The sequence below is a fragment of the Corynebacterium sp. HMSC072D12 genome, assembly GCF_001813925.1.
Lineage (GTDB): Bacteria > Actinomycetota > Actinomycetes > Mycobacteriales > Mycobacteriaceae > Corynebacterium > Corynebacterium aurimucosum.
Genome location: NZ_KV814385.1, coordinates 1 through 26,699, shown reverse-complemented (window position 1 = coordinate 26,699; position 26,699 = coordinate 1). Strand labels below are relative to the sequence as shown.

Below are 26,699 nucleotides of genomic sequence, written 5' to 3'. Positions count from 1 at the left end.
GCCTGTGGGGCGCTTTAAGCGAAAGGGTTATCGTCGCGCGAGGGGTTCTCCTCCCACGATTCGGCGAAGGGGTTGTCCATGGTTTCCTGCATAGTGTGGGAGTCATCCCCGAAGGGGTTGCGCCCAGCATCGCTGCGAAGGCGGCAGTAGCGCTCCAGGTCCGCCTGTGCCATATAGCCCAGCTCTTCGCCGTCCACCACGAGCCAGGGAAGCGGGTTCGGATCCACCATGCGGCGCGGCTGCCCTTGGTGTGGCGAGGACAACATGGTGCGGATATCCGTCCGCGCTTGGTCTAGTTCCCCGAGGTCTTTCGGGCTCATTGAGGTTTTTATGGTCTTGCCGCCGCCGGTTCCAACCACCTCTGCCTTGAGCATGCTAAAAGAAAAGACTCCTGAAGGAATCGAGGGATTGCGCATGTCCACCTTGTCGAAGGCAAGGACATCGTCATCGTCAAAAACCAGAATGAGCCCTTGCGGGGTGATATACACCCAGGCCTCGTGCTGCATGTCAACGTCTACCCGGTAAAACCCGATGATCGGCTCGTCCGGCTCCAACAAACCATAGGCGTTGAGTTGCATCGTTCCCACGCCACCGCACTGCGCAAAGCCGTGATCCCACAGGTATTTCACCTGCCCTTGCAGCAACACTTCCCACAAGCCACGAATGAAGTCAGACAGGAGAGCCCCGTATTTATTGGCTAGCGGCTTGTGGATGCGCAAGTAGCCCGAGCGGATCTCAAACACGATTGGGTACGTCAGGGGCAGTGATTCGACGAAGGCCTCATCGATGTGCAGGCGGTCATTATTCGCCTCGATGAATTCTTCCGCGGGGAAAAGATGCTCCACCACGAGGGTGTTTCCTTCTTCACGGGTATCGAGGATCCACTGAGAGTTCCGACGGCAGTTCTCGATGTAGCCCTGAAGCGCCGCTTGCACCTCAGCATCGCTGAACTGCTGGTGGTTCAGCCGGAACACGCTGTCGCCCTGAATGAAACGCATTCTCAGCTCTTCAGTCATACTTATTCCTCCGTCTTTGGGTGCTCAGTGGTGAAATTTTAGACCATTGTGACTAAAGTTATCCCAGATACTTTCTTTGCGTTCGCCTTCATCGTCGCACTCAGCCCTCTAGGAGAACTCCACTATGTCTCTGTCCCGCCGTTCACTTATCAAAGCTGGCGCTCTCGCGCTGACCGCCGGCGCCATAGGCAGCCAAGCACCTGCCGCCCTCGCTGTGGGCCCAGCTGTGGGCACCATCATTGACTTCTCAGCCGGTGTCCCTTCTGCGCGCGCGATCAAGGCCGCAGGCCACCTTGGCGCCATCCGCTATGTTTCCCAGCGTCGCCCCGGCGCCGACTGGATGAAGGGCAAGCCGGTCACGCTGGCGGAGACGAAGGCCAACGCTGCTGCCGGTCTGAAGACCGCCTCCATCTACCAGTTCGGACGCGCCGACACCGCCGACTGGCTCAACGGCGCTGCGGGCGCTGCGGTCCACGCCCCGCAGGCCATCGCCATCCACAAGGCCGCTGGTGGGCCGACGGGCCGCCCGATCTACATCGCGATCGATGACAACCCCACCCGCGCTCAGTATGAGAACAAAATCCGCCCTTACCTCAAGGCCTTCTCGACGGCGCTGAGCGCCGCTGGCTACCAGACCGGCGTATACGGCAATTACAACGTCATCGACTGGTGCGTCAACGACCGCATTGGCCAGTTCTACTGGATGCACGATTGGGGCTCGGGCGGCAAGATTCACCCGCGCACCACCATCCACCAGAAGGCAAAGAACCAGGCCACCATCGACGGCGTGACCTGCGATATTAACACCGTCTATGCCAATGACTGGGGCCAGTGGACCCCGGGCCAAGGCGCGGTGACGCCGCCCAAGGTCAAGGACATCCCGGCCGTGCCGGACAACGTCTCGCTGCCCAACATCACCCTGCCGGATCCCACTGGTCGAGGCTCCAGTGTGAGCAGTGATGGCATCACCATTGCTGGTTCTTCCATCAGCAATGACCAAGTGCGCGGCGCGGTGGATATCCTCAACACCGTGCGCCAATCCATGGGCTAATAGCCATCCCGGGGCGCGATATTCTAGCGCACCCCGGGGGTCTTCGAGGCCGACGTCTTAGACGTTGGCCGAGAAGACGGTGCAGAGGAAGACGGCTCCGAAGAGGAAGATGTCGCGGCAGCCGATGTCGCTGTCGTGGAGGTCGCAGTGGGCGCAGCGCTGGACGTCGTCAAGCGCGTGGCAACAGCACCAGGATTAGCCAGCGCCTCCTTGTTCAGGTTGTTGCCCTTCACCAGGTTTTTACCGGTGATCTCCTTGCGTACATAAGACGTCAGCTCCTGAGCGCTTCCTTCGATGGACGCAGCCACGACGAAGTTCTCTCCAAAAGACACCGAGGAATGGCGGTCCTTGCTGTCCGACCATCCCCACTTAGAGCCCACGACGTCGCTCAGCTTCGCGGTGCCGTAGTTCTGTTGATATCCGTCGGCCGATACGGCATCGGCGTGTGACATCGCCACCAGCACAGGATGGGTCGGATCATCCTCCATGAGCTGAACAATGAACCTCACAACGTCGTACGTAGAGGTCATGGAATGCCCCCAGTCCTCCCCCGCGGACGTGGACTCCAAGCCATATTCTTTAGCGATGGCATCGATGGATCGCGGATATTTCTCAAAGAGCTGTGCGGCGCTCTCGTCGGAGGAATCAGCAATCATATCCAGCGCTACGTACTTATCCTCAAAGGACCCGCGTTCCAGCACGTAGGTTGCGATGTAGAGCTTAATCAAGCTCAGCGCATAGCGAGGTTGATGCTCGGTGGCTGAGCCCATGTGCATGCCAGTCTCAATGCGGTAATACGTGATGGCCTTGGACTCATCGCCCTTGAGGAACTGACCTACTGAGTCCGGGACAGCGGCCAGCTGCAACTGGCCTTTCCGATGTGTGATGGGGCCAGGTTTGCGTGCGCTGGTCTGCGCTGAACCGCCAGCCGTGGAGTCTTCTTCGTGCGCTGGCGAGCACCCGACTAGAGAGGCTGCTCCGAGTACGCACGCCAGAAGGGCGGCGCCAGCTCGCACTGACGCCGCCCTGTGAGAAGGCTGAGAGTAAAACACGATGTTTGATTCTACTCGCTACCACCTGAAACGGTGTGATTGAGGCGTTTTAGTGATCCACCGGAGCCTCAACACCCACGCCGGTCAGGGAGCGAACCTCCATCTCGGCGGATAGTTCTTCCAGGTTGTCCGGCGGGGTCATGATGGAGACGATCCAGCCGGCGAAGAAGGCCAGCGGGATGGTGACCAAACCCGGGGAGGACAGCGGGAAGATGGACCAGTCGGCGTTCGGGAACATCGAAGTCGGGGTACCGGAGACTGCCGGGGACAGGAAGATGAGCACCAGGCAGGAGATAACTCCGGTGTACATCGACGCCACGGCACCTGCGGTGTTGAATCGACGCCAGTACAGGGAGTACAGGATGGTCGGCAGGTTGGCGGAGGCAGCCACAGCAAAGGCCAGAGACACCAGGAAGGCAACGTTTTGGGTCATGGCCAGAATGCCCAGGATGATGGAGACAATGCCCAGGACGACCACGGTGATCTGGGAAACGCGAACCTGCTCAGCCTCGGTGGACTCACCGTTGCGGATGACGGAGTGGTAGATATCGTGCGCGATGGAAGCCGAAGCAGTGATGGCGAGGCCGGCGACAACAGCCAGAACGGTAGCGAAGGCCACCGCGGAGATGACCGCCATGAAGATGGAGCCACCGATCTCCAACGCCAGCAGCGGGGCCGCGGAGTTCGCACCGCCCGGTGCGGCGAGGATGCGGTCCGGGCCAACGAGGGCGGCAGCGCCGTAGCCCAGAACCAGGGTCATCAGGTAGAAGGCACCGATGATGACGATGGCCCAGGTAACGGAGCGGCGAGCCTCGGTCGCGGTCGGCACCGTGTAGAAGCGCATGAGAACGTGCGGCAGGCCACCAACACCGAGAACGAGGGCAATACCCAGGGAGATGAAGTCGAGTTTCGTGGTGAGGTTCTTGCCGTACTTCAGCCCCGGCTCCATGATCTGGGAAGCCTCGTAGCCGCCTTCCTTGATTGCTTCGGAATTAGCGTGCATATCAATCGCCTGGGTAAACAGGGCGCTGAAGCCGCCCTTCAGCAAGACAAAGGTGAGGATGCACATGATGACCACACCGGTGACCAGGAGCACGGCCTTGATCATCTGCACGTAGGTCGTGCCCTTCATGCCACCGACAAGAACGTAGACGATCATGAGGATGCCCACGATGCCAACGACGACGGCCTGCCACTTGAAGTCGTGAATATTCAGGAGCACGGCCACGAGGGAGCCCGCGCCGGCCATCTGTGCGATGAGGTAGAACAGCGACACGAACAAGGTCGAGATTGCCGCCGCCACGCGCACCGGGCGCTGCTTGAGACGGAAGGACAGCACGTCCGCCATGGTGAAACGGCCGACGTTGCGCATCGGCTCGGCGACGAGCATCAGAGCAACGAGCCAGGCAACGAAGAAGCCCACTGAGTAAAGGAAGCCATCGTAGCCATTGAGCGCGACGGCACCGACGATGCCCAGGAAGGATGCGGCGGACAGGTAGTCACCGGAGATAGCCAGGCCGTTCTGGCGGCCGGAGAAACTACCGCCACCGGTGTAGAAATCAGAAGCTTCCTTCGTGGACTTACCGGCTTTCAGCACCACGTACATGGTGACGACAAGGAACGCCGCGAAGACTGAAATATTGAGAATCGGATTGCCGGCGGAGGATTCCGCTGCGGCCAAGGTCATGGTCTGCATTGTTTAGCCCTCCAGTTCCTGGCGAATGGCCGCTGCCTGCGGCTCGATGTTCTTATTGGCGTAGTTAACGTAGATATACGTGATGATGAAGGTGGTCAGAAACTGGGCTAGCCCGAAGATGAGGCCAACGTTCCAGCCTCCCCCAAGTTCAATAGCCATGAAGTCTGGCGCAAAAACGGCGGCCAGCACGTAGAGGACGTACCACACAAAGAACGCCACAGTCATGGGGAAGGTGAACTTGCGGTATGTGCCGCGCAGCTTGGCAAACTGCGGGCTGTCACGCATCTCGATGAACTCTTGCGGCGTAGGTTCGCGGCGCGAGTTAATCGAAGCAGGTGCGTCAGTCATGTCGCTCTCCTTACAAGGGGTCTTTTCTCCACAAACCGTGGTGAGAGACAAAGGTAGTGTCTTCAATCACGTTTTGCCTTGCACAGTAAGTTACCTAACCCCTCTTGCAAGGTTGTAAATCCTGCCAAGAAAAGTTAATAACACGCACTTTTACTACCCCCTCCCCCTGCATCTACAAGGCATTTTCAGCTCACCGCTAGCACCCCCACAGGAGAATTCAAAGAGGGAATCTAATTTAGCAAACCGAAACTTCGCAGGATCTTTAACAGATCTTCACTCTCCTCTCCTGCCGATCCCCACCTTCCCAGGCACACAACAAAGCCCGCCTTCAGCACCCCACCCTTCTTCCCAAAACATTGAAGGAAAAAGAGCGCGATGCGGAAGACGGGCTCCATCGCTCACGGGCACGTAACGCACCCCGCAGTGTTCAAGCTTTAGGCGCCAGGAAACTCACGCGGGTCCTTGAACATGCGGCCAAAGCCTTCCTTGCCATCAAGCGCGTCGAGTGCCGCGACATCTTCGGCAGTAAGCTCTACCTCCGCGGCAGCGAAGTTTTCCGCCAGGCGCTCGCGGCGGCTGGACTTCGGAATGACCGAAATTCCCTTGTTCAACAGGTATGCCAGGACAGCTTGGCCAGCAGTAATATTGTGTTTCTCAGCTACTGCCTCAACCTCGGGGTTAGTGAGGACAACACCGCGCGCCAGGGGCGACCAGGCTTCCGTCACGATGTCATGCTTGTCATGGAATCGACGCAGCTCCGACTGCGTAAAGCCCGGGTGCAGCTCCACCTGGTTGAGGACCGGCACGATGCCCGTCTCATCGATCAAAGTTTGCAGAGTCTCTTCATAGAAGTTGGCCACGCCAATCGACGCAATCTGACCCATGCCCTGCATGCGGGCAATCTCCTCGAAGGTCTCCACGTACAACCCGCCCTGTGGCCAGGGCCAGTGGATGAGGTAGAGGTCAAGGTAGTCCAGCTGCAGCTTGTCCAGGGACTCGCGGAAAGCCTGGCCCACTTTGTCCTTGCCATGGTGGTCGTGCCAGACCTTGCTGGTAATAAAGAGCTCATCGCGGGTCACGTCGCCGGCCTTCATAGCGGCGTTGAGCGCCTGGCCCAGCTCTTCTTCATTCTCGTAGAGGGTGGCTGTATCGAAGTGGCGGTAGCCTAGGTCGATGGCTTCGCGCACGGAGCGGACAAGCTCCTCCCCGCGCAGCTTGTAGGTTCCGAGACCCAATAGCGGCATCTCGCGGTCATCATTGAACGTAGTTTGTGGGACACTCATGTCCCCCATTGTGCCGCACTGCCGCGCGCTGCGTAGCAGAAAAGGGCGGTACGGCTCCTTCAGCTCCGACGAAAACGCGCGAAACGCCCTCACCAATGTGTGCCGTGCTCTAATGCGCGGCCGGTCAGGGCGTCGTTTAAAGAGATAAAGAGGGGCTGTGCCCCCTTCCTCCTTTAGGCGCGAATGAGATCGATGACGAAGGTCAGTGTGCGGCCAGACAGCGGGTGTGCGCCACCAGCCGGGCCATAGGCCTTCTCCGGCGGGATGACCAACTTACGGCGGCCGCCAACCTTCATGCCAGGGATTCCTTCCTGCCAGCCGGCGATGAGACCGGTCAGCGGGAATTCGATGGACTGGCCACGGCCCCACGAAGAGTCGAACTCCTGGTTCGTCTCGTAGTCAACACCAACGTAGTGGACCTCAACGAAGCCGCCCGGCTGGGCTTCGGCGCCGTCACCCACCACAATGTCTTCGATGACAAGGTCCTGGGGAGCAGGCTCCGTTGCCGGCTCAATTACGGGCTTTTCCATTGGGGATTATCCTCCTTGGATTACTTTCTTCTTTGCTGGCCGCATACACGTAGGCCGAGCCACAACGTCCTCCAGTATAAACGGAGATGTGGGGCTCGGCCCTAGAAATGCAGCGTATGGGCTATACGCTAAGCCGCGGCGGCCTGTAGACGGCCGCCGTAGAGGCTACCGTTTAGCGCTCGCTACGCGGGGTGACCTTGCGCAGGGTCTCGCCGGTGTAGATCTGGCGCGGGCGGTTGATCTTGGTGTTGAGCTCAAGCTGCTCGCGGTACTGAGCAATCCAGCCCGGCAGGCGGCCGATGGCGAAGAGGACGGTGAAGAAATCCGTCGGGAAGCCCATGGCACGGTAGATGAGGCCGGTGTAGAAGTCCACGTTCGGGTAGAGCTTGCGGGAGACGAAGTAGTCGTCGTTCAGCGCAATCTCCTCGAGCTTCATGGCCAGATCCAGCATCGGGTCGCCGCCCAGGTGATCGATAATCTCGTGAGCGGTGTCCTTGACGATTGCCGCGCGCGGGTCGTAGTTCTTGTACACGCGGTGGCCGAAGCCCATGAGGCGAACGCCCTTTTCCTTGTTCTTCACGCGATTCATGAAGTCGGTAGCGTCACCACCGTGGTTGTTCTGGATATCCTCAAGCATCTCCAGAACGGCCTGGTTAGCGCCACCGTGCAGCGGGCCAGACAGCGCGTTGATACCACCGGCGATGGCAACGAACAGGTTGGCCTGCGCGGAGCCGATCATGCGGACGGTAGAGGTGGAGCAGTTCTGCTCGTGGTCAGCGTGGAGGATGAGGAGCTTATCCAGGGCCTTGGCCACAACCGGGTCAACCTCGTAGTCCTCGGTCGGGTAACCAAACATCATGCGCAGGAAGTTCTCGCGTGCGTTGAGCTTGTTATCCGGGTACATATAAGGCTTACCCTGCGATGCGCGGTAAGCATAAGCGGCCAGCATCGGCACCTTAGCCAGCAGACGGACGGTAGCCTTGTCCAGCTGCTCCTCATCCAGCGGGTTGAGCTGGTCCTGGTAGTAAGCGGAGAGAATGTTAAGGGAGGAGGCAAGAACGGCCATCGGGTGCGCATCGCGCGGGAAGATGTTGAAGGCCGCCTTAAAGTCCTCATCCAAGAGGGTGTGGTGGCGAATTTCAGTGTTGAACTTCGACAGCTCGTCCTCGGTCGGCAGGTGGCCCTTAATCAGCAGGTAGGACACCTCGTTAAAGGTGGCGTTCTCAGCCAAATCCGCGATGTCATAACCACGGTGACGGAGAATGCCTTCCTCACCATTAATAAAGGTGATCTTGGACTCGGTGGAACCGGTCGCTGCATAACCCGGGTCGAAGGTCACCAGGCCAGTCTCGTTACGGAGCTTGCCAATGTCGAAGCCGGAGTCACCCTCAGTGGACTGTTTAATGTCCATCTCGTACTCGCCGCCGGGGTACTGCAGTACAACCTTGTTCTTTTCAGAAGCCACGTGTTTTCCTTTCCTCAATGTTCAACGCCGACCACGGCCGGCGCGACAGATCTAAACCTCTTCACACTGTAGCAAAACCTGTGACTCTGCCAACATTGGCAATCCTGGCAAAGTATCTAGTGCGCGAACGAAATTAGGCTACACTGCCCACATGAGCAACTCAGAACTCGTCCTGCCAGCAGATCTCCTCCCTTCCGACGGCCGTTTTGGCTGCGGTCCTTCCAAGGTCCGCCCAGCCCAAATTGAGGCAATCACCGCCGGTGCCGACACCATCATTGGTACCTCGCACCGCAAGCCAGCCGTCAAGAACCTCGTCGGCTCCATTCGCGAGGGGCTCTCTGAGCTATTTTCCCTACCAGAGGGCTATGAAATTGTTCTCTCCCTTGGCGGCGCTACCGCTTTCTGGGACGCAGCAACCTTCGGACTGATCGAGAAAAAATCCGCCCACCTGAGCTTCGGTGAATTCTCCTCTAAATTTGCTAAAGCCGCTGCCGCTGCCCCGTGGCTCGACACCCCGCTCGTCACCGAAGCCGAGGTCGGCACCGCCCCAGATCCGAAGGCAGCAGCCGCCGAAGGCGCAGACATCATCGCGTGGGCCCACAATGAAACCTCCACAGGTGCGATGGTCCCAGTGACCCGCCCCAATCCGGATAACGCAGAGCAGCTTGTTGTCGTCGACGCCACCTCTGGTGCCGGCGGTCTGCCGGTCAACATGGCTGATGCCGATGTCTATTACTTCTCCCCGCAGAAGTGCTTTGCTTCTGACGGCGGTTTGTGGCTGGCAGCAATGTCCCCGGCAGCCCTCGAGCGCATTGAGAAGATCAACTCCTCCGATCGCTTCATCCCGGCCTTCCTCAACCTGCAGACTGCAGTGGACAACTCCCGCAAGAACCAGACCTATAACACCCCGGCTGTAGCCACGCTGCTCATGCTGGAGGAACAGGTCAAGTGGATGAACGCCAACGGCGGCCTCGACGGGATGGTCAAGCGCACCACGGAGAACTCTTCCATCCTCTACAACTGGGCAGAGGCCCGCCCGGAGGCCACCCCCTTCGTGGCCGAGCCTTCTGCGCGTTCCCTGGTGGTCGGCACCATTGACTTCGAAGATTCAGTCGACGCCGCTGCGGTCGCCGCAACGCTGCGCGCCAACGGCATTCTCGACGTCGAGCCCTACCGCAAGCTCGGCCGCAACCAGCTGCGCGTGGGCCTGTTCCCGGCGATTGACTCGGCGGACGTCACCAAGCTCACCAAGGCTATCGATTACGTCCTAGACAACCGCTAAGTTTCACTCCTTTTAGTTACGTCACACAACATGCCCCGCTCTCTTGCCAGAGTTCGGGGCATGTTCTGGGTAAAGTGGACTTCATCACATGTCCGCTACCAGGCTAAGGAGCGCCATCATGCGCGAGATTTTCCTCGCACCCAGCGACTCAACTGACACCTCGCTCGTCCTCCGGGCTGAGGATGGTGAGGAATTCTTCCTCGAAGTCACCGACGAGCTTCGCGAGCTTTTCGCTCCCGCCGACTCCGCCGAATCTGAATCCGAGACCGCGGCGGAAGACTCGGCCGCCCAGGATGAGGGCGACGCCACCACAGCAACCGAAGATTCCACCACCGCGCCTGCACAGGCTGAGCGCTCCACCGGTTTGCGCACCGTCATGCCCGCCTCTGGCGGCTCACCTTCCTCCCCACAGAGCCAGCCCGCACCGCAGGCACAAGAAATCCGCCTACGGCCCAATGAGATTCAGTCCCGCATCCGCGCCGGCGCAACTGCCGCGGAGATCGCCGAGGAACTCGGCGTTCCGGAATCCCGCATCGAGCCTTTCGCGCACCCAGTGCTCTTGGAGCGGGCGCGCATCGCGGACGTCGCCAAGCAGGCACACCCCATCCGCGAAGATGGCCCGGCCAAGCTCACCCTGTGGGAGATTCTGGCCACTGCCTTCGCCGCCCGCGGACACTCGCTGTCGGAGGCCACGTGGGATGCCTACCGCCACCAGGGCGAGCCGTGGATCCTGCGCATCACCTGGAAGACTGGGCTATCCGCCAACGAGGCAGAGTGGACCTTCAAGCAGACCATGTCCTCGCCGGCCACGGTGGAGGCACGCAACTCTGTGGCGGCAGACCTGACGGACCCGGACTTCGTCCAGCCGGTGCGTTCGCTAACCTCCGTGGGCCGCGGCGAGCGCTATGACGAAGCCATCGACGGACGCGACTACGCCGAAGAGCGGGAGGTCAACGAGGACGCGCGCGCTGGTACTCCCGGCGTGACGGAACTGTCTTCCTACACCGGCGGCGACAACGCCGGTAACCGAGAAGACGCCGACGGTTACGCCGAGCCTTCCGTGCTCCCCTCCCCGCACGGCGGAGAGCACCCGGCCGAAACCGCAAGCGCTGAGGACTCAGCTCCCGCTGGCGAGGAGTCCGCACCGCAGTCCGAGGAGAAGGAGACGGGAGTGGACGAGGACTTCCTCCAGAACCCGGATCCGGAACCCAAACCCACCAAGCGCCGCCGTAAGGCCGTCACCCCGCACTGGGAGGATGTGTTGCTCGGCGTCCGCTCCTCTACCAAGCGCCCCCGCAATTAGCGAGTAGCCTGCCGTGGATACCCAAAGCGCCGTTCTCACTCTCTGGTACGTCACCGCCGCCGATCCCGCCGAAGTTCTTCGCGGCGAGCCCAAGGCCGACCGCGGCTTCGGCCGCAAGTTCCTTGCTCAACTCAATCCCTCTCTACCCGTCACGCCCATCGGTCAATTCCCCCTCAACCGTTCCGCCGAGCCCGGCGCGAGCGAGTTCTATGTGGGTGGCTATCCGGGTGTGACCGTCGTGCAGACCATCATCCACGATGATCAGCTGATTCTCTCGCAACTCTCCCGCACCCTGCGCGAGGCCGTGCCCGCCACGGAAATTTACGCTTTTGCTTCCAATGCGGAGACCGGCTACGCCGGGTTTGCGCACTGGACGGGCAGCCGCTTGCGGCGCTCCCTGTGCGGAACGCGCTTTAACCTCTACGAGGATCATGGCCTGCCTGAAACCTTCGAGGCCCCTTTCTGGGCCGGGGAGATGGATGAGCCTGCGGGTGGTATCTCCCTGCCCTTCGAGCCACTCACCATCACCGAGGCGGCCCAGGAATTCTGGCTGGGCATTGAGGTGGGCGAAGACGGGCCGGACGTGGACGTCGTGGGCTACGCCACCGACGGCCGCCCTGAGCCCAAGGTCGATACTCCCCCACCCCGCCGAAGCGTAGCCGAGGTGGCCACTACCTCGGTAGCGAAGCTGGGACTTAACGATTATGACGACTACGAGGAGCACGACCTCGAACCGGAATCCACTGGTGAAGAGATCATCCGTACCGCCAAGCACTTAGGCGGGCTGGTGCGCCGCTATGCGGTGTCGACCTCGCGGAGCCTCTGGGAGCGCTGGCGCTCGTAGAAGGCGATGGCTGCCGACGTCGCCACATTAAGGGAATCCGTGCCCTCCGCCATAGGAATGCGGGCGCGCACGTCGGTAGCGCGCATGGCATGCTCAGTCAGACCCGGCCCCTCCGCACCAACCAGCAGAGCCACCTTGTCTGCGCCTGCTAGGGCATCGGCGATATGCACCGCGTCTGGATGAGGGGTCAGCGACACCAGCCGGAAGCCCTTTTCACGCAGCTGCTCTAGACCCCGCTGCCAGGTGGTAAAACCACCGTCGAAGCGCGCCCAGGGCAAGCGCAGAACGTGCCCCATGGACACACGCACCGAGCGGCGGTAGAGCGGATCCGCCGCACCAGAGCCTAAGAGGATGCCATCGACATCCATGCCTGCAGCGTTGCGGAAGAGCGATCCGATATTTTCGTGGTCGCCTACGCCTTCCATGATGGCCAGGGTGCGCGCGCCCTCAACGACCTCGTCCACGGTCCAGGCTTCCGCGCGGTCGGCTGCGGCAACCAGCCCACGGTGCATATCAAAGCCTGTTACTTCCCCCAGAGTCTGGCGGGTTACTTGGTAAACGGGGATATCGCCAACATCGTGGTGTTCCAGGAACGTATCCAACTTCCCCTCAAAACCAATGATGCAGCGCACCGGGAAGCGAGAGGCGAGCAGGCGCTCCACGCACAGTGGGCCCTCACCAAAGACGAAACCCTCGCCGGACTTATCCGCATGCTTGAGATCGCGGATATCGTCCAGGCGAGGGTCTGTGGGGTCATCAATGACAAAACGCATGGCCCTAGTCTAAGCGCCGGGCCAAGCGTTCATCCCAGGCGGGCTATCCCAACAGCGAGCTAATGGGATCCATAGCGAAGTAGACCACGAAGAGAGCAGCCACGAGCCACATGATCCAATGCACCTTCTTAGCCTTCCCGGCGAAGGTCGCCATCAGTGCATAAGCGATGAAGCCCACGCCAATACCGTTGGCGATGGAGTAGGTGAACGGCATAACCACGATGGTGAGGAAGGCCGGGATGGCCTCCTCCATGCGGTTCCACTCGATGTCCTTGAGCTGGGCTGCCATCATCACACCGACGATAACGAGTACGGGGGCTGCGGCCTCAATGGGCACAATCTCGTAGAGCGGGGTGAGGAACATCGCCAGCAGGAAGATGATGCCGGTGACAACGTTAGCCAGGCCGGTGCGGGCACCGTCACCGATACCAGCCGCTGAGTCCGCGAACACGGTGTTGGAGGACACCGAACCGGCACCACCAGCAACGGCACCAAAGCCTTCCACCACCAGGGCCGTCTTCATCTCCGGAAGGTTGCCCTTCTCGTCCACAAGGTTGGCCTGCTTGCCCAAGCCGTTCATGGTGCCCATGGCATCGAAGAAGTTGGTGAGCAGCAGGGTGAAAATGAGCAAGACGGTGGAGACCACACCCAGCTTGGTGAAGGCGCTAATCGGATCCACCTGGCCCACAATCGACAGGTCCGGCAGACCGCCCAGGGAGCTAGGTACCTCCGGGGTGGCCATGCCCCAGTCCTCGGAACCAGTCAGTGCCTGGATGATCATGGCGATGATGGTGGTAATGACGATACCGATGAACAGTCCGCCACGAACCTGGCGGATGACGAAGAAGCTGCACAGAACCAGGCCCACGACGAAGACGAAGGCCGGCCACGTAGCAATCGAGCCGTTGACTCCCAGGCTCACCGGAACAGTGGTCATTGCAGCATCCGGAACGCGGGTGACGAAGTGGCCGTCCACGAAACCGATGAGCGCGATGAACATGCCGATGCCCACGCCCATCGCGGCCTTCATGGAGGCGGGGATGGCGTCGAAGACCGCCTGGCGGAAACCAGAGATGGCCAGCAGAACAATGATGAGGCCTTCAATGACGACGAGGCCCATGGCCTCGCGCCATTCCAAGCCGTTGAGGGAAACCATGGTCACGGCCACGAAGGTGTTCATGCCCAGGCCCGCGGCCATGGCGAACGGGTAGCGCGCAATCATGCCGAAGGCAATGGTCATAACACCGGCCACCAGCGCGGTAGCGGCAGCAACCTGCGGGATGCCCAGGGTGGTTCCGGCCGAGTCGGCAGAGGTACCCAGGATGAGAGGGTTGAGGAGGATTATGTAGGCCATCGCAAAGAACGAGACCACGCCGGCGCGGACTTCGGTTCCCACGGTGGATCCGCGTTCGGAAATCTTGAAATAGCGATCGATAGCTGCGTTCATCGTGAGAGAGCGCCCCTTCTATCTAGAGAAATGAAGTTTTACCTGCTAAGGGTGCTCCATCGAGGCCCTAAAACGCAAAACCCGCACGCCGCATTGCTGCTGCGCGCGGGAAGGAAACCTCACTCTTTAATAGATAGGTCTCTCATCATCGAAGGGCCTCTCCTGCACCGATCCCTCCTCACGGACGGTAGTACCGGAATGCGCGCCGCACCCGTAGGTGGCGTGCACCACTTTTCCATCCGCGGAGTATTCATTGGCACAGACGCCATAATTAGGCAGCAGCTCGAGATAGAAAGCGCAGGTTTTGCACTGTAGCTGGGCTTGGGATGCCATATCCGAATTCGGCCCGTACTTCTTGCGCCAGCGCTCTTTGGCCTCCGTGAGGCCAACCTGGGAGAGCTTCCCTTCGTCCAGCCTGTCGTCATCGGGAGCGGGCGGCATGAGGTCGCCAGGACCAAGGTCTCCTGGGCGCAGGCGCTCGGAATAAGGAACCCACTCCGGCGCTTGAAGGGCCTGGCCGCCCGGTACAAGCGCGACCTCATTGACGGTCGGGGTGCGCGAGCCTTCCGCGCAGGCAACGACGGCGTGCCATTCCCACCCCGGATAGCCCGGTACATGCGCATCAAAACGATGGGTGGCCACGTTGCGGCCCACTCCGGCAACGCCACGGTGCTTGCCGACGTCCCCCTCACCCACCTCCTCCACAGCTCGGCGCGCCAGGTTGATGGCGGTCGAATCGAGAAGCGGGGAATGCATCTTTTTCTTGCGAGTCACTCTCCCATTATTAATCACGTACCGCGCCATAGTGCACAATGACAGTCATGCCTCTCCTCCACACCGACCGCACCCTCCGCGCGTTTGCTACCGTCCTCTCCGCTGCCACACTGCTCGCACCCTTAACGTCATGCTCTTCTCAAGCCGCACACGAGGATGTTTCTTCGTCTACGGCGGGTGGGACGTCGCCAAGCGCGAGCTCCCCAGAGCACCTCGGCGTCACTGTTCTCGACACCGCACCCCTGCCTCCCGATACCTTCACCCAAGGCTTGGAGGTCGACCCCGCTGGCAACCTTCTGGTAGGCACTGGGCTGAACGGCAAGTCTCGATTGCTGCGCCTCACGCCGGGGACGCACACCCCGTCGGAAGAAACCACACTCGAGAGTTCATTCTTCGGCGAGGGCATCACTCAGACCGACGCCGGCATCTGGCAGCTAACGTGGAAATCCGGTACAGCTTTCCTGCGAGATCCCGAGACCTTCAACGAGCTCGACCGTGCCACCTACGACGGCGAGGGCTGGGGCCTGTGCAACGCGGGTTCCGAGCTCATCATGTCCGACGGCTCCGCCGAGCTGCGCCACCTCGATCCGAAGACCTTCGAGGAGCTCGCCCCACGCACCGAGGTCACCCTCGACGGCTCCCCCGTGGATAACCTCAATGAACTTGAGTGCGTCGAGGGCGCGGTCTATGCCAACGTCTGGATGAGCGAGGATATCCTGCGCATCGACCCGGAATCCGGCGCGGTCACCGCCGTGATCGATACCGCAAACCTCAACCATGTCCCCTCGGCGGATCCCAACGCCGTCCTCAACGGCATTGCCCATATCCCGGGCACAGATGAGTTCTGGATCACCGGCAAGCTATGGGATGAGCTGTACCGGGTGCGCTTCGAGTAGGATTTTCAGCCATGGCTACCGTGAAGCAAACAAGGAAGAAATCGCTGCTGCAGTTTCTGGCGCTCATCATCGCTGTGGCAGTCATCGTCGTGGCGGTGGTGCTGTTCCAGAAGTGGTGGAACGACCGCCCCGGCCCCGAGCCAGCAGACGTCACGATCACGGCCACAGTGGGCGAGGACACCTTAGAGGTCTCTCCCTACATCGTCTGCGAGCCCGGCACGGACTGCGAAGAAGGCGACGTACCTAATCTGACGGTGGGCCCCGATGACACCCTGAAATTGGAGATCCCCGAAGCCATCTCCAACCATGAGTGGTCGGTGCTGTCCATTTACGACGACCCGGCTGCTAATGACAGCACCTCCCACGGTGCCAACGAAACCACGTCTCTGGAAATCCCCGGCTCTGTACCGCCGATTGAAGCCTCCACCGGTGAGCGCCCGAAGTTGATGGTGGTGGAAATCTCCACCCTGATGATTGGCCAGGATGCCAACGGCGAGGAGACCCCGATGCACACGGTATGGTCACTGTCCACCATGACTGATGAAGAGCTCAAGGAGTCTAAGACTACCGACGAGGCCGAAGCACCCGCAGAGGCCCCTGCAGACAAGTAGCCGCAGTGCGGCGCGCTGCCCACCCTCTACGCGCCTCCACGAACGAAAAGTGCCCTAGCTGCCAAAAGTACGTCTGATTATTGAAAAATCAGCACAACTTTCGTCAGCTAGGGCACTTTTCAGTTACGGGCCTAAGGCTTTAGACCCCTTAGCTATCCAAATCCTTGGCAATAGCGCGCAGGATCTCTGCCACCTGGCGGCCAGTCTTGCGCTCTGGATAGCGTCCTTGGCTCAGCACCGGCTGCACCTGGGTCTCAAGCAATGTCATGACGTCGGAGAGCATGCTCGCCAGCTCTTCCGGTTTGCGGGCCGGGGTGCGGCGGCGCGGGGAATCAAGCACCTTCACGCGCAGCGCCTGCGGGCCACGGCGGCCAGCCGCGAAATCGAATTCGATGCGCTGGCCCTGGTACAGCTCATCAACGCCCTTGGGCAGCACATTGCGACCAACATAAACGTCTTCATCACCAGGATTGCTGACAAAGCCGAAGCCCTTGTCTGCGTCATACCACTTCACTTTGCCGATAGGCATGGCTCTTCACTCACTTTCTTTCCGTGTCTCCTCGTCTAAGAGCTTAGGCGCTGCCAGGCAGCAGGCTGATAGGCTCCGCCAGTCTTGGGACGAGGAGGCGCGGCGAAGCGTGATCTGAATTCATGCGCGGCCGCGCGGAGGAATTATCCGTGGAACTTTTAAAGAGATACATTTTAACCCTCACGCTCCCGACAAAGAAACCCACGATAGATATCACCCCAACAATCACACCCGTTACATGTGTGATATAGCTAACATTTCCGCGCCGAGCAGGGGAAATGCTAAGAAATTGACACTTCCGTTACCGTTTTGGGCCATTTAACGTGACTGTTTCGTTATAAACCGCTACTCTCTCCCTCAGGCACTTCGGCTGCCGGCCGTGGAAGTCTCGCCCCAGACACAGTCCGGGCTTCCGCACGGCGGCCATACATGATGTGCATGAACATGAACATCAATTGCAAAACTATATGCCGGACTGGGCATCATCTGGGCGCGAGAAAGCAAGAACAACCTAGAGAAGGAATACTTTAATGGGACGCCACTCCGCTAAGAACAAGTCCATCGCCACCAAGTTTGCCGCCTCCACTGTTGCCGTGGGCGCCGCCGCAGCCATCATGGCACCGAACGCTGCCGCTGCACCGGATTCCGATTGGGACCGCCTCGCACAGTGCGAGTCCGGCGGCAACTGGGCCATCAACACCGGCAACGGTTACCACGGCGGTCTGCAGTTCAACGCTCAGACCTGGCAGGCCTACGGCGGCGGTGAGTTCGCTCCGACCGCTAACCTGGCAACCCGCGAGCAGCAAATCGCTGTTGCTGAGCGCACCCTGGCACAGCAGGGCTGGGGCGCATGGCCGGCCTGCTCCGCCAGCCTGGGCCTGAACTCCGCCCCGACCCCGCGCAACGTGAGCGCTGCCCCGGCACCGGCTGCTACCCAGGTAAAGGAAGAGACCGCACCGCAGGCACCGGCTGAGGCACCGAAGGCAGTCCACGAAGCTGCCGAGGAGCCCACCGACGAGCTGGCTGTTGACGCCCTCTACACCCTCATCGAGGACACCGCTACCCAGTACGGCCTGACCATCCCGGCTTCCTTCACCGAGCAGTACAAGGCCAACCGCCACGACTTCAACGCCTTCTACTCCGCTAACCGCCACGTCATCGACCCGCTGGCACAGGTTCTGGCTGCACGCTAAGCAGCGCGCCGCGCCGTGCAAGCTGAGCACATAAAGGCAAAGCTTTAACTACACAAAAGAGGCTGGATGGGTTTCTCCATCCAGCCTCTTTTAGTTTTGACTAAGCCTTTTCCTCAACGGCAGCGTCTTCCTTAGCGCGCGACCGATCACAGGCCAGCAACACTAGGCCAACAACAATCCACAGCCCTAGCGACCACCACGCATGGCCGAAGCCTTGCCCATCAAAGAAGGACAGCGAGCGGACTAGGTGACCCGTCGCGCCGATGGGCATCCACTGCCCCAGCGTCGACCACCCGGTAGGCAGCAGCCACGGGCCGGTTGCCAGACCCGACAGCGGGTTCGCTAAGAAGATAGTCAGCACGGCACCGATTCCAATACCCGCGGCACCCATCACCCCCGCAAGGCCTGCAGTCACCGCAGACGTCGCAAGGATGCCCGCAGCGATAGCCATCCACTCGGCAGCGAAGCTGCCACCGAGGGTTCCATAAACCGAGTGCAGCATCCACGTAGCAATAAGCGCACCCACCAGCGCGATACCAACGAGCACTCCCATCTTGATCCACTTCTTACCACGGAATGCAAAGGTGGCAATGACAGCGGAAATAATGCCACCAAAAGCTAGCGGAAGGCCAAGCAATGCAATGCCGCTTGCCTGCGGGTCCTCCTTCGTCGTCGGTGCCAGCTCCCGCTTCTCCACGGTCATCCCCTGAGCCTCGAGCTGGCTCGCAAGACCGTCAACCATCGCAACGTAGGGAGCACCATTTCCCGCGGCCGTGAAAGCATTCGCGCCCTGAGGAGAGATAGCGAGGCCGCCAACAGCCTCACGCTGTAGCACCGCGTCTCGCACCTCCGCCTCGCCGTGCTTCACGACGATCTCCGGGGCCTCATCCCCAGCCGCGCTCTCAATCTTCTGCGAGATGCCATCGAGCATGGGCTCCGGTACAGAGACCGCAATCGGCACTCCGGCTGGCCCGGATGCAAAGGTGGGCGCCAAGAATGCCCACAGCATGAGACCGATAACGATGGGGATCCCCACGATGGCAGCTATCGATTTCACAGCAACCGATGGCTGCTTTCTTTCCCGACTTTTCACCGCTGACATTACATAGCCTCCAAACGGAACAGGATGTTTCACTTACAAAGTGGAGCATAGTGTTCCGTTTGATATGATGCAAGCCGTGAGACAAGATGCAGCAGAAAACAAGCAAGCCATCGTCGCAGCAGCCAGGCAGCTGCTCATCACCGAGGGACCGGGCGTATCCATGCGCTCAATCGCCAAGAAAGCTGGCGTGGGCGTCGCCACGGTCTCACGCCACTTCCCCGAGCGGCTCTCCCTCATCGTTGCCATCACCAGAGCGGAGGTAGCGAACATCAAGGAAGAGGTGGACAGCCACCTGCAAGGCTTCGACGAGGACCCCGAAGGCACCTGGCGCGATATCATTCATCGCATCGCCGGCCTTAACTTCGCCGCCGTTGTTCAAGCTGCGGCAGCCGAAATGAACACTGCTGCGTTCTCAGACGATGACGCGCAGAAGATCGCTGCCCATCGCACAGCAGAACTGAAATCGATCTACCAACCGATGATCGAACTCGCGCGGCAAGCAGGCCTCTACCCCGAGTCCCTCACCCCACTCGAACTTCACATCGGCATCGGTCTCATCACCCGCCCGCTGCCCAGAACGCCAGTGAGCACCGACTACCTATCAGGTATACAAGCCCAGCTCATCGATACGCTGCTCGACGGCTTTAAAGCCCAAGCCCGTGCCGACTAGTTCCCGTGCCGACTAGTTGAGGCGCAAGTACATTACAAACACGTATAGCCCCACCGAGGAGAACATTCTCGGAGGGGCTGAAAGCAGGCCAGTCAGGCTCAGCACATTCGCTAAGTGAAGCGCAGATTTCTGCGCGCCAACTTAGCGGTTGATGCGGGTGTACGGGTGTACGTAGTTCAGCTTCTCTGCCGGCATCGGCAGAATCAGATCGTCACCATACGGGCTGGATGCGCCAGCAAACGGTGCAGTGATCTCAGTAATGACGTGCTCGCGGGGGCTGTTCTTCGGCCAAGCCGGGGATACGAAGCCTTTGTTCTCATTCGACATGCTCCTTATTATTCCAAACCCTGCGCCGAAAAGTAACTTAATCACCCAACGAGGGCCCCATCCCTCCCCCGCCTACTAAACTTGATGGCCATCATGACCTCCCCCTCAAACCGCGCCCACGTCACCGAGAGCTACCGCGAATGGCTCAGCCAACTACCCGCTGAAGACTTACGCGCCCTGCTGAGTAACCGCAGCGATGTTCTCTCCCCCGCACCGAAGGACTTCGACGCGCTGGCCTCGCGCCTGACACTTCCGATGCACGTCGCGGATGCCTTGGCGGCAAGCAACGCCGAGCAGCTCGCCGCCTTGGAGGACATCGCACAACGCGGCGGCGAAGTCGACATGGTGGAAGACACCAACCCGGCAATCACGAAACAGCTCAAGGAGCGCGGCCTCGTCTTCGGCAACGCCCCGCAGGTGCGCATCGTCACCGCCGTCATGGGCTCGCTTCCCACCGGCTGGTCGCTGCGCAATCAAGTCGAGTTCGACGCACAAGACATCGAAGCGCTCACTCCAGAAGAGCGCCACATCCTCGACGCTTTGGCCAAGGGCGATGGCGTGGGATACACCACTGACACCGAGCCGGATATCAACTCTGACGACCCCGCCAAGCGCCTGCTGGCCAAAGGTTTCCTGGAGCGCATCAATGCCCACTCGGTACGCCTGCCGCGCGCACTTGCCCGTGCACTGGTTGGGGACGCCACCCCGCCCATTCCCACCGCTCCCTCGGGGCGCGCGGGCACCCCGGAGCCGGATGCCAGGGCTGACGACGCCGGTGCCGCAGCTGGCCTCGAAGCCGTGCGTGGCATGGAAAGGCTCCTCGAGTTGCTCGGCAGTCATCCGGTAACTCTGCTCAAGGATTCTTCGGTCGGCGTTCGCCCACTCAACCAGCTGGCCAAGGATCTCGCTCTGGAAAAGGAGGAGGTCGCGCGGCTCATCTGCTTGGGCCACCACGCTAGGCTTCTCCACCGGGGTGAGCCGGATGGCTTGGAGGGGCATTTCCTCGCACCTACCACCGGCTCCCAGGACTGGCTCGAGGCCGACCTCGGGGAGAAGTGGCGCATTCTTCTCGACGCCTGGCGTACCTCCCCCTGGGCCAGCTGGGCTGAGACCCGGGTGCTCGCGGAGGATAGCCTCGTGCGCCGCCTGCCGCGCTTCCGCGCTTTCGTTCTCGGCGTCTATGCACACTCCGCAGTCGCGCTGAATGACGATGAGTTCTGGGAAGAGTTGCGCTTTCGATCCCCACTCTTTGCCAGCCACACGCGCACGGTGACCATTGAGCAGCTGCGCGCCGAAGCCGAGTGGATCGGCGCGGTGGCACTGGGCAAGGCTACTAACGTGCTGGGTGATTCCGCCGCAGCCACCAGCCTCGTCCCCGATACCGTCAGCGAATTTATCATCCAGCAAGACCTCACCGTCCTCGTTCCCGGCCCCCTTGAACCAGGCACACACCGCACCCTCGCATCCCTGGCGGACCTCGAATCCCCAGGCCTAGCCAGTGTGTACCGCATCAGTGAGGCCACTATTCGCCGCGGCATGGACCAGGGGCTCACCGCGCAGGAAATGATCGACTTTTTGGAAGCGCACTCCCCGACAGGCGTGCCGCAGGCATTGGGGTTTGCCATCGGGGACGTCGCCAAGCGCCATGGCACCCTCCGCAGTGGACCTGCTCTGTCCTATTTGCGCAGTGAGGATCCCGCGCTGCTGGAGCTCGCTGTTGCCTCAGTCCCGGGCCTGCGTCTACTCGCGCCCACCGTGGCGGTATCTCAGCTGCGCGTGGGCGAGCTACTGGAGAAGCTGCGCGCTAAGGGCCTCTCCCCCACTGCGGAGGATGAATCCGGCGCCTCCCTTACCGTCGCACCCGAGCCTTACCTGCTTCCTACGCCTCGTCCGAAAGCCCACAAGCGGGAGCCGGCCTCGGTGGACCAAGCGCTTCAGGCTTTGCAGAAGTCAGCACAGAATCCCAGCGCGCAGAAGGAAGAGGAACCGGATCCCCTCACGCTCGCCCGTGCCGCCGCGCGCTTCCACGCCGATATCGTGATCTCCTATGCCGATAAAAGCGGCGAGCTGCGCACCGTGACTGTGAAGCCACTGTCGGTGGAAGGCGGCTACATTGATGCCCTAGGCGCAGCGGGCAAACCCGTGCGCTTCCCGGTTCACCGCATTTCCTCCGTCCGCTTCGCCGACAGGGATTGATTCCTTCCCTGACGCCCAGAGTAGAAAGGCCCTAGATATGCCCGGACCACTCATCGTCCAATCGGACAAGACCGTCCTCCTCGAGGTGGATCACCCGCAGGCCGACGAGGCTCGCGCAGCGCTCGCACCTTTTGCTGAGCTGGAGCGCGCCCCCGAGCACATCCACACCTATCGCATCACCCCACTGGCGCTGTGGAATGCCCGCGCCGCCGGGCACGATGCCGAGCAAGTCGTGGACGTTCTGGAGAATTACTCCCGCTTCCCGGTGCCGCAGGCGCTGCTGATCGACGTCGCCGAGACCATGTCGCGGTACGGCCGCGTGCGCCTGCTGGCGCATCCGGCCCACGGTCTCATCCTCGAATCGGACGAGCCTGTCATCCTGGAGGAGCTCACGCGCATCAAGAAGGTCAGCGAGCTTCTGGGGCCGCGCATTGATGACAACACCATCGCCGTCCCACCTTCCGCGCGTGGGCGGCTCAAACAAGAGCTGCTCAAAGCCGGCTGGCCCGCCGATGACCGCGCCGGCTACGTCGACGGTGAATCCCACCCCATCGCGCTGAGCACCGAGGAGGTGGACTGGCAGCTTCGCGATTATCAGCAGTATGCCGCCGAATCCTTCTGGTCTGGCGGCTCCGGCATCGTGGTCCTGCCCTGTGGCGCAGGCAAGACCATCGTGGGTGCTGCCGCCATGGCCAAAGCCCAGGCCACCACGCTCATCCTGGTGACCAACACCGTGGCCGGGCGCCAATGGCGCGATGAACTACTGCGCCGCACCAGCCTCACGCCGGAGGAAATTGGTGAATACTCTGGCGAGAAGAAGGAAATCAAGCCGATTACCATCGCCACTTACCAAGTGGTTACCCGCAAGACCAAGGGCGAATACCGCGCGCTCGAACTCTTCGATTCCCGCGACTGGGGCCTTATCATCTACGACGAAGTCCACCTCTTGCCCGCCCCGGTCTTCCGTATGACCTCCGACCTGCAATCGCGCCGCCGCTTGGGGCTGACCGCCACGCTCATCCGCGAGGACGGCCGCGAAGGCGATGTCTTTTCGCTCATCGGGCCCAAGCGTTATGACGCGCCGTGGAAGGAGCTGGAATCCGCCGGATATATCGCCACCGCGGACTGCGTCGAGGTGCGCGTGGACATGACGCAGGAGGAGCGCCTGCTCTATGCCACCGCACAAGCGCGGGAGCGCTACCGGATTGCGGCGTCGGCAGGCGCGAAGCTGCGGGCCGTCGACAAGCTGCTGAAGAAGCATGCAGGTCAGCAGGCGCTGATCATCGGCGCCTACGTGGACCAGCTGGAGGAGCTCGGTGAGCACCTCAACGCACCGGTTATCGACGGCAAGACCTCCACCGCCAAACGCGAAAAGCTCTTCCAGCAATTCCGCGAAGGTGACCTGGGCACGCTCGTGGTGTCCAAGGTGGCGAATTTTTCTATCGACCTTCCCGAAGCCGCCCTGGCCATCCAGGTCTCCGGTACCTTTGGCTCCCGCCAGGAAGAGGCGCAGCGCTTGGGCCGCCTGCTGCGCCCGAAGAAGGACGGGCAGGAGGCGACCTTCTACACTCTGGTGGCGCGCGAATCCATCGATGCGGAATATGCCATGCACCGCCAGCGCTTTTTGGCCGAGCAAGGTTATGCCTACCGGCTGGTGGACGAAGTAGACTTGTGAGCTGATGAAGATTTTCAAGTTTGAAGTCAACGAAGACTTTGCCAAGAAGAACAATGAGCTCCTGCGTGATTCCGCGCGCCTGCGCAATTCCGGACTCATCATGGGCCTCTTATTTATCATCGGCGGCATTGCCGTCTACTTCGGCATGGAGGCCGTCTGGCGCATCACGCTAGCGCTGGGCATGGTGCTCTTCGGAATCTTTTGCGCCGTCATCGGCGTCTTGGCCTCAAGCAAGGTCGGCTCGGCTCAGAAACTTTATGATTCCTATCCGCTAGCCCCCGCCGTCGTCGCAGAGGTCAACGAGCGCGACATGGTCCTCATGGCGCTGGTGAATACCAACGTGGACCCGAAGGCTCCGCCGCGCTGGGGCGCCTGCCTGCGCACGGTCACCAATATCCCGGGCATTAAGCGCACCGTAGGAACCAAGGTTCCGGTGGCCGCTGTCTCCGGCCAGCGCAGCAGCGACGACAAGGAACATTGGCAGCAGATCACCCCCATGCCGATTGCCTGGGGCACCCCAGATGCGGAGACCGTGACGATTGCCCGCAAATCCATTCCGGAAGACCAGTGGCAGCGCCTTGAGCGTGCCCGCAAGCGTCTGACCGATATAAAAGCTACGAAATACGATTTGTTGGTGCTGTAAATGACAGTTGAGAGACTACAAGAATTTGGCGAAACCATCTTCGCCACCATGACCGCTCTCGCCGTAGAGAATGACGCGGTGAACCTAGGCCAGGGTTTCCCCGATAGCGATGGCCCGCAGCGCATGCTGGAGATTGCCCAGGAGAACATCGCCGGCGGCAATAACCAATACGCTCCCCTGCGCGGGGATCCGGACCTTGTCAGCGCCATCGCGGAGACCTACTCCGTACCCCAGGACCACGTCGTGGTCACCGCCGGCGCTACCGAAGCGATTACCGCCACGGTGCTCGGCTTAGTAGAACCGGGCCACGAGGTCATTGTCCTTGAGCCCTACTACGATGCCTACGCCGCTGCCATCGCGCTTGCCGACGCCACCCGCATCCCCGTCCCCTTGAAGGAATCCGGCAATAGCTGGGATATCGACGTCGATGCGGTGCGTGCAGCCGTGACCGATAAAACCGCCATGGTCATCATCAACACCCCGCACAACCCGACCGGCTCGGTCTTCTCCCGCGAAGCACTCACCGAGCTCGCCAAGCTCTGCGTGGAAAGGGACCTGCTGGTTCTCGCCGATGAGGTCTATGAAAACCTCACCTTCGGCACCGACCACGTCAGCATCGCCTCCCTGCCGGGGATGGCCGCGCGCACCGTCACCGTGTCATCTGCCGCCAAATCCTTCAACTGCACCGGGTGGAAGACCGGTTGGGCCATTGCGGAGCCTAAGCTTCTCGACGGCGTCATCAAAGCCAAGCAATTCACCACCTTCGTCTCCACCACGCCCTTCCAGCCGGCCGTGGCCCATGCCCTGCGTTATGAACAAGAATGGCTAGACGGCATGGTGGCTGAACTTGCAGAGTGCCGCAGCATCCTAGTGGAAGGTCTCAAGCAGCTGGGATTCCATGTGCATGACACCGGCGGCACTTACTATGTGGTTGCCGAGGTCTCCTCTACCGGTTTAAGCGGCATTGATTTCTGCATGCAGCTGCCCGAAACGAAGGGCGTGGCCGCCATCCCGCTAGCCGCTTTCACGGACAACCCGGAACCGTGGAAGTGCAAGGTGCGCTTTGCTTTCTGCAAGCGCCCTGAGGTCATCCGGGAGGCCGTGCGACGCCTAACGGACGAAAGATAGACCTGCGGCACAGAGCTTTGTGCTCAGAGTTGACCATTAATCGCCCCGAGCACACGAACGCAATCCTTCACTTAACCCGCCAGCAGTCCAATCCCAACATTAACGGCAGCATGTAGAATTGAGCACTCAATGATGCTGCCCGAACGATATCTCACCGCGCCAAGTATCCAGCCACTGAGGAACTGAACGGGAAGTATCGGCCACAGATGCACATCAACACTCAATAGCACGAGGTGAGGCACGAGAAAAAGAGCGGCCTGAAGAGTGTTCCCACCCCATAGTCCCCAGCGTCGAAGAAACAAGCCGCCGAGGAATCCTCGGAAGAAAATCTCCTCGCCTACGGCTCTAAGAATCGCGGCACCACTTACCCCTTGGACGAGAACGACACCTGGGAGGGTAAGACTAGCTGTCGGCACGAGACGGATACCAAGGTAACCAATTCCTAGCAGCACAGGGAACAAAACGAGGCTTAACCCTGCCGCTTGCCAGCTTCCCCATCGCAACCCCACATGTGCCCGGGCACGGGACACCCCAAGTGACTTTCGCGGGGAAAAAAATATAGAGCACTGAGGGCCAGAGGAATAAAAGAAATTCAATCATATTTCTTTTCCTTTACCGTGAATGGGCGAAACGACGTTGCCATAAAGTTCTCCCGACTTCAATTGTAGGATTCGCATGCGAGGACGACGGCCCAACAGCGGTGGGGTAAGTCATACCGCTCTGGGCGCTAAGAGCTAAGAGCCGACTTCGGCGCTAGCACGGCTATTGGTTGGTAGTGAGGCGGAAACCGTGAAAAGGGACCGTTGAAGCGGTGGTGCTTCAACGGTCCCTTTTTGTTGTATTGAGTTGTTTGTTTTGTTTGGTG

The 26,699-nt window shown here is 60.7% G+C and carries 26 protein-coding genes; 12 read left to right on the top strand and 14 right to left on the bottom strand.

The window, feature by feature from the left end:
- Positions 1-14: 14 nt before the first annotated feature.
- Entirely contained in the window at positions 15-1,016 is a 1,002-nt protein-coding gene (locus HMPREF2943_RS01980; RefSeq protein ID WP_070710650.1) for a hypothetical protein, read from the bottom strand.
- Positions 1,017-1,140: 124 nt separating this feature from the next.
- Here HMPREF2943_RS01980 and HMPREF2943_RS01975 point away from each other — a divergent pair, with 124 nt between their 5' ends.
- Positions 1,141-2,067 (top strand): DUF1906 domain-containing protein, encoded by a 927-nt coding sequence (locus HMPREF2943_RS01975; protein WP_070710649.1) that lies wholly within the window; start codon positions 1,141-1,143, stop codon positions 2,065-2,067.
- A gap of 23 nt (positions 2,068-2,090) precedes the next feature.
- Here HMPREF2943_RS01975 and HMPREF2943_RS01970 read toward each other — a convergent pair whose 3' ends face one another.
- The 6 genes from HMPREF2943_RS01970 to HMPREF2943_RS01945 form a co-directional block, all read right to left on the bottom strand.
- Entirely contained in the window at positions 2,091-2,933 is an 843-nt protein-coding gene (locus tag HMPREF2943_RS01970; protein WP_371325754.1) for a hypothetical protein, read from the bottom strand.
- A gap of 235 nt (positions 2,934-3,168) precedes the next feature.
- Positions 3,169-4,815: a solute symporter family protein gene (locus tag HMPREF2943_RS01965; protein ID WP_070645863.1), complete on the bottom strand. Its 1,647-nt coding sequence runs from the start codon at positions 4,813-4,815 to the stop codon at positions 3,169-3,171.
- 3 nt (positions 4,816-4,818) lie between these two features.
- The gene (locus tag HMPREF2943_RS01960) at positions 4,819-5,163 is read right to left on the bottom strand and encodes a DUF485 domain-containing protein (RefSeq protein ID WP_049154159.1); all 345 of its coding nucleotides are present in this window, start codon (positions 5,161-5,163) and stop codon (positions 4,819-4,821) included.
- Between the two features lie 434 nt (positions 5,164-5,597).
- Entirely contained in the window at positions 5,598-6,455 is an 858-nt protein-coding gene (locus HMPREF2943_RS01955) for an aldo/keto reductase (RefSeq protein WP_070645861.1), read from the bottom strand.
- 164 nt (positions 6,456-6,619) lie between these two features.
- Positions 6,620-6,976 (bottom strand): FKBP-type peptidyl-prolyl cis-trans isomerase, encoded by a 357-nt coding sequence (locus HMPREF2943_RS01950; protein ID WP_010187736.1) that lies wholly within the window; start codon positions 6,974-6,976, stop codon positions 6,620-6,622.
- Positions 6,977-7,148: 172 nt separating this feature from the next.
- Entirely contained in the window at positions 7,149-8,441 is a 1,293-nt protein-coding gene (locus HMPREF2943_RS01945) for a citrate synthase (RefSeq protein ID WP_080975042.1), read from the bottom strand.
- Positions 8,442-8,592: 151 nt separating this feature from the next.
- Here HMPREF2943_RS01945 and serC point away from each other — a divergent pair, with 151 nt between their 5' ends.
- The 3 genes from serC (at position 8,593) to HMPREF2943_RS01930 (ending at position 11,870) form a co-directional block, all read left to right on the top strand.
- Complete coding sequence (gene serC / locus HMPREF2943_RS01940; RefSeq protein WP_070710647.1) at positions 8,593-9,723, top strand: phosphoserine transaminase; 1,131 nt, start codon at positions 8,593-8,595, stop codon at positions 9,721-9,723.
- Between the two features lie 118 nt (positions 9,724-9,841).
- The gene (sepH, locus tag HMPREF2943_RS01935; RefSeq protein ID WP_070447326.1) at positions 9,842-11,026 is read left to right on the top strand and encodes a septation protein SepH; all 1,185 of its coding nucleotides are present in this window, start codon (positions 9,842-9,844) and stop codon (positions 11,024-11,026) included.
- A gap of 13 nt (positions 11,027-11,039) precedes the next feature.
- A complete protein-coding gene (locus HMPREF2943_RS01930) occupies positions 11,040-11,870 on the top strand; it encodes a DUF6928 family protein (protein ID WP_070447329.1) in 831 nt (276 codons plus the stop codon).
- Here HMPREF2943_RS01930 and HMPREF2943_RS01925 read toward each other — a convergent pair.
- From HMPREF2943_RS01925 to HMPREF2943_RS01915, 3 genes are all read right to left on the bottom strand, one after another.
- A complete protein-coding gene (locus HMPREF2943_RS01925) occupies positions 11,822-12,643 on the bottom strand; it encodes a TrmH family RNA methyltransferase (protein ID WP_049154150.1) in 822 nt (273 codons plus the stop codon). The two genes, HMPREF2943_RS01930 and HMPREF2943_RS01925, sit on opposite strands and share 49 nt — an antisense overlap.
- Positions 12,644-12,686: 43 nt before the next feature.
- Complete coding sequence (locus HMPREF2943_RS01920) at positions 12,687-14,090, bottom strand: NCS2 family permease (RefSeq protein WP_070645855.1); 1,404 nt, start codon at positions 14,088-14,090, stop codon at positions 12,687-12,689.
- Positions 14,091-14,216: 126 nt separating this feature from the next.
- Positions 14,217-14,846, bottom strand: coding sequence for a DUF3027 domain-containing protein (locus tag HMPREF2943_RS01915; RefSeq protein ID WP_371325756.1), 630 nt, complete (start codon positions 14,844-14,846; stop codon positions 14,217-14,219).
- Between the two features lie 65 nt (positions 14,847-14,911).
- On the opposite strand from HMPREF2943_RS01915, the gene HMPREF2943_RS01910 reads away from it, so the two are divergent.
- Together HMPREF2943_RS01910 and HMPREF2943_RS01905 are read left to right on the top strand one after the other, a co-directional pair.
- Positions 14,912-15,760, top strand: coding sequence for a glutaminyl-peptide cyclotransferase (locus tag HMPREF2943_RS01910; RefSeq protein WP_070447335.1), 849 nt, complete (start codon positions 14,912-14,914; stop codon positions 15,758-15,760).
- 11 nt (positions 15,761-15,771) lie between these two features.
- Positions 15,772-16,371, top strand: coding sequence for a DUF2771 domain-containing protein (locus tag HMPREF2943_RS01905; protein WP_070710645.1), 600 nt, complete (start codon positions 15,772-15,774; stop codon positions 16,369-16,371).
- A gap of 148 nt (positions 16,372-16,519) precedes the next feature.
- Here HMPREF2943_RS01905 and HMPREF2943_RS01900 read toward each other — a convergent pair whose 3' ends face one another.
- Positions 16,520-16,900 carry a cold-shock protein gene (locus HMPREF2943_RS01900; protein ID WP_046647289.1) on the bottom strand — a complete coding sequence of 127 codons (381 nt, stop codon included), beginning with the start codon at positions 16,898-16,900 and terminating at the stop codon, positions 16,520-16,522.
- A 530-nt stretch (positions 16,901-17,430) separates the two neighbouring features.
- Between HMPREF2943_RS01900 and HMPREF2943_RS01895 the strand changes: the two genes are divergently transcribed.
- Positions 17,431-18,093 (top strand): resuscitation-promoting factor Rpf1 domain-containing protein, encoded by a 663-nt coding sequence (locus tag HMPREF2943_RS01895; protein ID WP_010187768.1) that lies wholly within the window; start codon positions 17,431-17,433, stop codon positions 18,091-18,093.
- Positions 18,094-18,193: 100 nt separating this feature from the next.
- Here HMPREF2943_RS01895 and HMPREF2943_RS01890 read toward each other — a convergent pair whose 3' ends face one another.
- Positions 18,194-19,150, bottom strand: coding sequence for an SNG1 family protein (locus HMPREF2943_RS01890; RefSeq protein WP_246817246.1), 957 nt, complete (start codon positions 19,148-19,150; stop codon positions 18,194-18,196).
- A 112-nt stretch (positions 19,151-19,262) separates the two neighbouring features.
- Between HMPREF2943_RS01890 and HMPREF2943_RS01885 the strand changes: the two genes are divergently transcribed.
- Positions 19,263-19,865 carry a TetR/AcrR family transcriptional regulator gene (locus HMPREF2943_RS01885; protein WP_246817256.1) on the top strand — a complete coding sequence of 201 codons (603 nt, stop codon included), beginning with the start codon at positions 19,263-19,265 and terminating at the stop codon, positions 19,863-19,865.
- A 141-nt stretch (positions 19,866-20,006) separates the two neighbouring features.
- Here HMPREF2943_RS01885 and HMPREF2943_RS01880 read toward each other — a convergent pair whose 3' ends face one another.
- Entirely contained in the window at positions 20,007-20,192 is a 186-nt protein-coding gene (locus tag HMPREF2943_RS01880) for a hypothetical protein (protein ID WP_070523044.1), read from the bottom strand.
- A gap of 93 nt (positions 20,193-20,285) precedes the next feature.
- On the opposite strand from HMPREF2943_RS01880, the gene HMPREF2943_RS01875 reads away from it, so the two are divergent.
- Genes HMPREF2943_RS01875 through HMPREF2943_RS01860 form a run of 4 tightly spaced genes read left to right on the top strand, consistent with a single transcriptional unit; the run spans position 20,286 to position 25,834 of the window.
- Positions 20,286-22,388, top strand: a complete 2,103-nt coding sequence (locus HMPREF2943_RS01875) for a helicase-associated domain-containing protein (protein ID WP_070710736.1) — start codon at positions 20,286-20,288, stop codon at positions 22,386-22,388.
- A gap of 37 nt (positions 22,389-22,425) precedes the next feature.
- A complete protein-coding gene (locus tag HMPREF2943_RS01870) occupies positions 22,426-24,063 on the top strand; it encodes a DNA repair helicase XPB (RefSeq protein WP_070710642.1) in 1,638 nt (545 codons plus the stop codon).
- A gap of 4 nt (positions 24,064-24,067) precedes the next feature.
- Positions 24,068-24,706 (top strand): DUF3239 domain-containing protein, encoded by a 639-nt coding sequence (locus tag HMPREF2943_RS01865; protein ID WP_070710641.1) that lies wholly within the window; start codon positions 24,068-24,070, stop codon positions 24,704-24,706.
- Complete coding sequence (locus HMPREF2943_RS01860) at positions 24,707-25,834, top strand: aminotransferase class I/II-fold pyridoxal phosphate-dependent enzyme (RefSeq protein WP_070710640.1); 1,128 nt, start codon at positions 24,707-24,709, stop codon at positions 25,832-25,834.
- A gap of 71 nt (positions 25,835-25,905) precedes the next feature.
- On the opposite strand, the gene HMPREF2943_RS12710 is transcribed toward HMPREF2943_RS01860, so the two are convergent.
- Entirely contained in the window at positions 25,906-26,250 is a 345-nt protein-coding gene (locus HMPREF2943_RS12710) for a CPBP family intramembrane glutamic endopeptidase (protein WP_168165688.1), read from the bottom strand.
- Positions 26,251-26,699 lie beyond the last annotated feature (449 nt).

What these genes read in the sequence shown, in the direction of transcription:
- HMPREF2943_RS01980 (WP_070710650.1), bottom strand. Translation starts at nt 1,016, where the DNA reads ATGACTGAAGAGCTGAGAATGCGTTTCATTCAGGGCGACAGCGTGTTC.
- HMPREF2943_RS01975 (WP_070710649.1), top strand. Translation starts at nt 1,141, where the DNA reads ATGTCTCTGTCCCGCCGTTCACTTATCAAAGCTGGCGCTCTCGCGCTG.
- HMPREF2943_RS01965 (WP_070645863.1), bottom strand. Translation starts at nt 4,815, where the DNA reads ATGCAGACCATGACCTTGGCCGCAGCGGAATCCTCCGCCGGCAATCCG.
- HMPREF2943_RS01960 (WP_049154159.1), bottom strand. Translation starts at nt 5,163, where the DNA reads ATGACTGACGCACCTGCTTCGATTAACTCGCGCCGCGAACCTACGCCG.
- HMPREF2943_RS01955 (WP_070645861.1), bottom strand. Translation starts at nt 6,455, where the DNA reads ATGGGGGACATGAGTGTCCCACAAACTACGTTCAATGATGACCGCGAG.
- HMPREF2943_RS01950 (WP_010187736.1), bottom strand. Translation starts at nt 6,976, where the DNA reads ATGGAAAAGCCCGTAATTGAGCCGGCAACGGAGCCTGCTCCCCAGGAC.
- serC (WP_070710647.1), top strand. Translation starts at nt 8,593, where the DNA reads ATGAGCAACTCAGAACTCGTCCTGCCAGCAGATCTCCTCCCTTCCGAC.
- sepH (WP_070447326.1), top strand. Translation starts at nt 9,842, where the DNA reads ATGCGCGAGATTTTCCTCGCACCCAGCGACTCAACTGACACCTCGCTC.
- HMPREF2943_RS01925 (WP_049154150.1), bottom strand. Translation starts at nt 12,643, where the DNA reads ATGCGTTTTGTCATTGATGACCCCACAGACCCTCGCCTGGACGATATC.
- HMPREF2943_RS01920 (WP_070645855.1), bottom strand. Translation starts at nt 14,090, where the DNA reads ATGAACGCAGCTATCGATCGCTATTTCAAGATTTCCGAACGCGGATCC.
- HMPREF2943_RS01915 (WP_371325756.1), bottom strand. Translation starts at nt 14,846, where the DNA reads ATGCATTCCCCGCTTCTCGATTCGACCGCCATCAACCTGGCGCGCCGA.
- HMPREF2943_RS01910 (WP_070447335.1), top strand. Translation starts at nt 14,912, where the DNA reads ATGCCTCTCCTCCACACCGACCGCACCCTCCGCGCGTTTGCTACCGTC.
- HMPREF2943_RS01905 (WP_070710645.1), top strand. Translation starts at nt 15,772, where the DNA reads ATGGCTACCGTGAAGCAAACAAGGAAGAAATCGCTGCTGCAGTTTCTG.
- HMPREF2943_RS01900 (WP_046647289.1), bottom strand. Translation starts at nt 16,900, where the DNA reads ATGCCTATCGGCAAAGTGAAGTGGTATGACGCAGACAAGGGCTTCGGC.
- HMPREF2943_RS01895 (WP_010187768.1), top strand. Translation starts at nt 17,431, where the DNA reads ATGGGACGCCACTCCGCTAAGAACAAGTCCATCGCCACCAAGTTTGCC.
- HMPREF2943_RS01885 (WP_246817256.1), top strand. Translation starts at nt 19,263, where the DNA reads ATGCAAGCCGTGAGACAAGATGCAGCAGAAAACAAGCAAGCCATCGTC.
- HMPREF2943_RS01880 (WP_070523044.1), bottom strand. Translation starts at nt 20,192, where the DNA reads ATGTCGAATGAGAACAAAGGCTTCGTATCCCCGGCTTGGCCGAAGAAC.
- HMPREF2943_RS01875 (WP_070710736.1), top strand. Translation starts at nt 20,286, where the DNA reads ATGACCTCCCCCTCAAACCGCGCCCACGTCACCGAGAGCTACCGCGAA.
- HMPREF2943_RS01870 (WP_070710642.1), top strand. Translation starts at nt 22,426, where the DNA reads ATGCCCGGACCACTCATCGTCCAATCGGACAAGACCGTCCTCCTCGAG.
- HMPREF2943_RS01865 (WP_070710641.1), top strand. Translation starts at nt 24,068, where the DNA reads ATGAAGATTTTCAAGTTTGAAGTCAACGAAGACTTTGCCAAGAAGAAC.
- HMPREF2943_RS01860 (WP_070710640.1), top strand. Translation starts at nt 24,707, where the DNA reads ATGACAGTTGAGAGACTACAAGAATTTGGCGAAACCATCTTCGCCACC.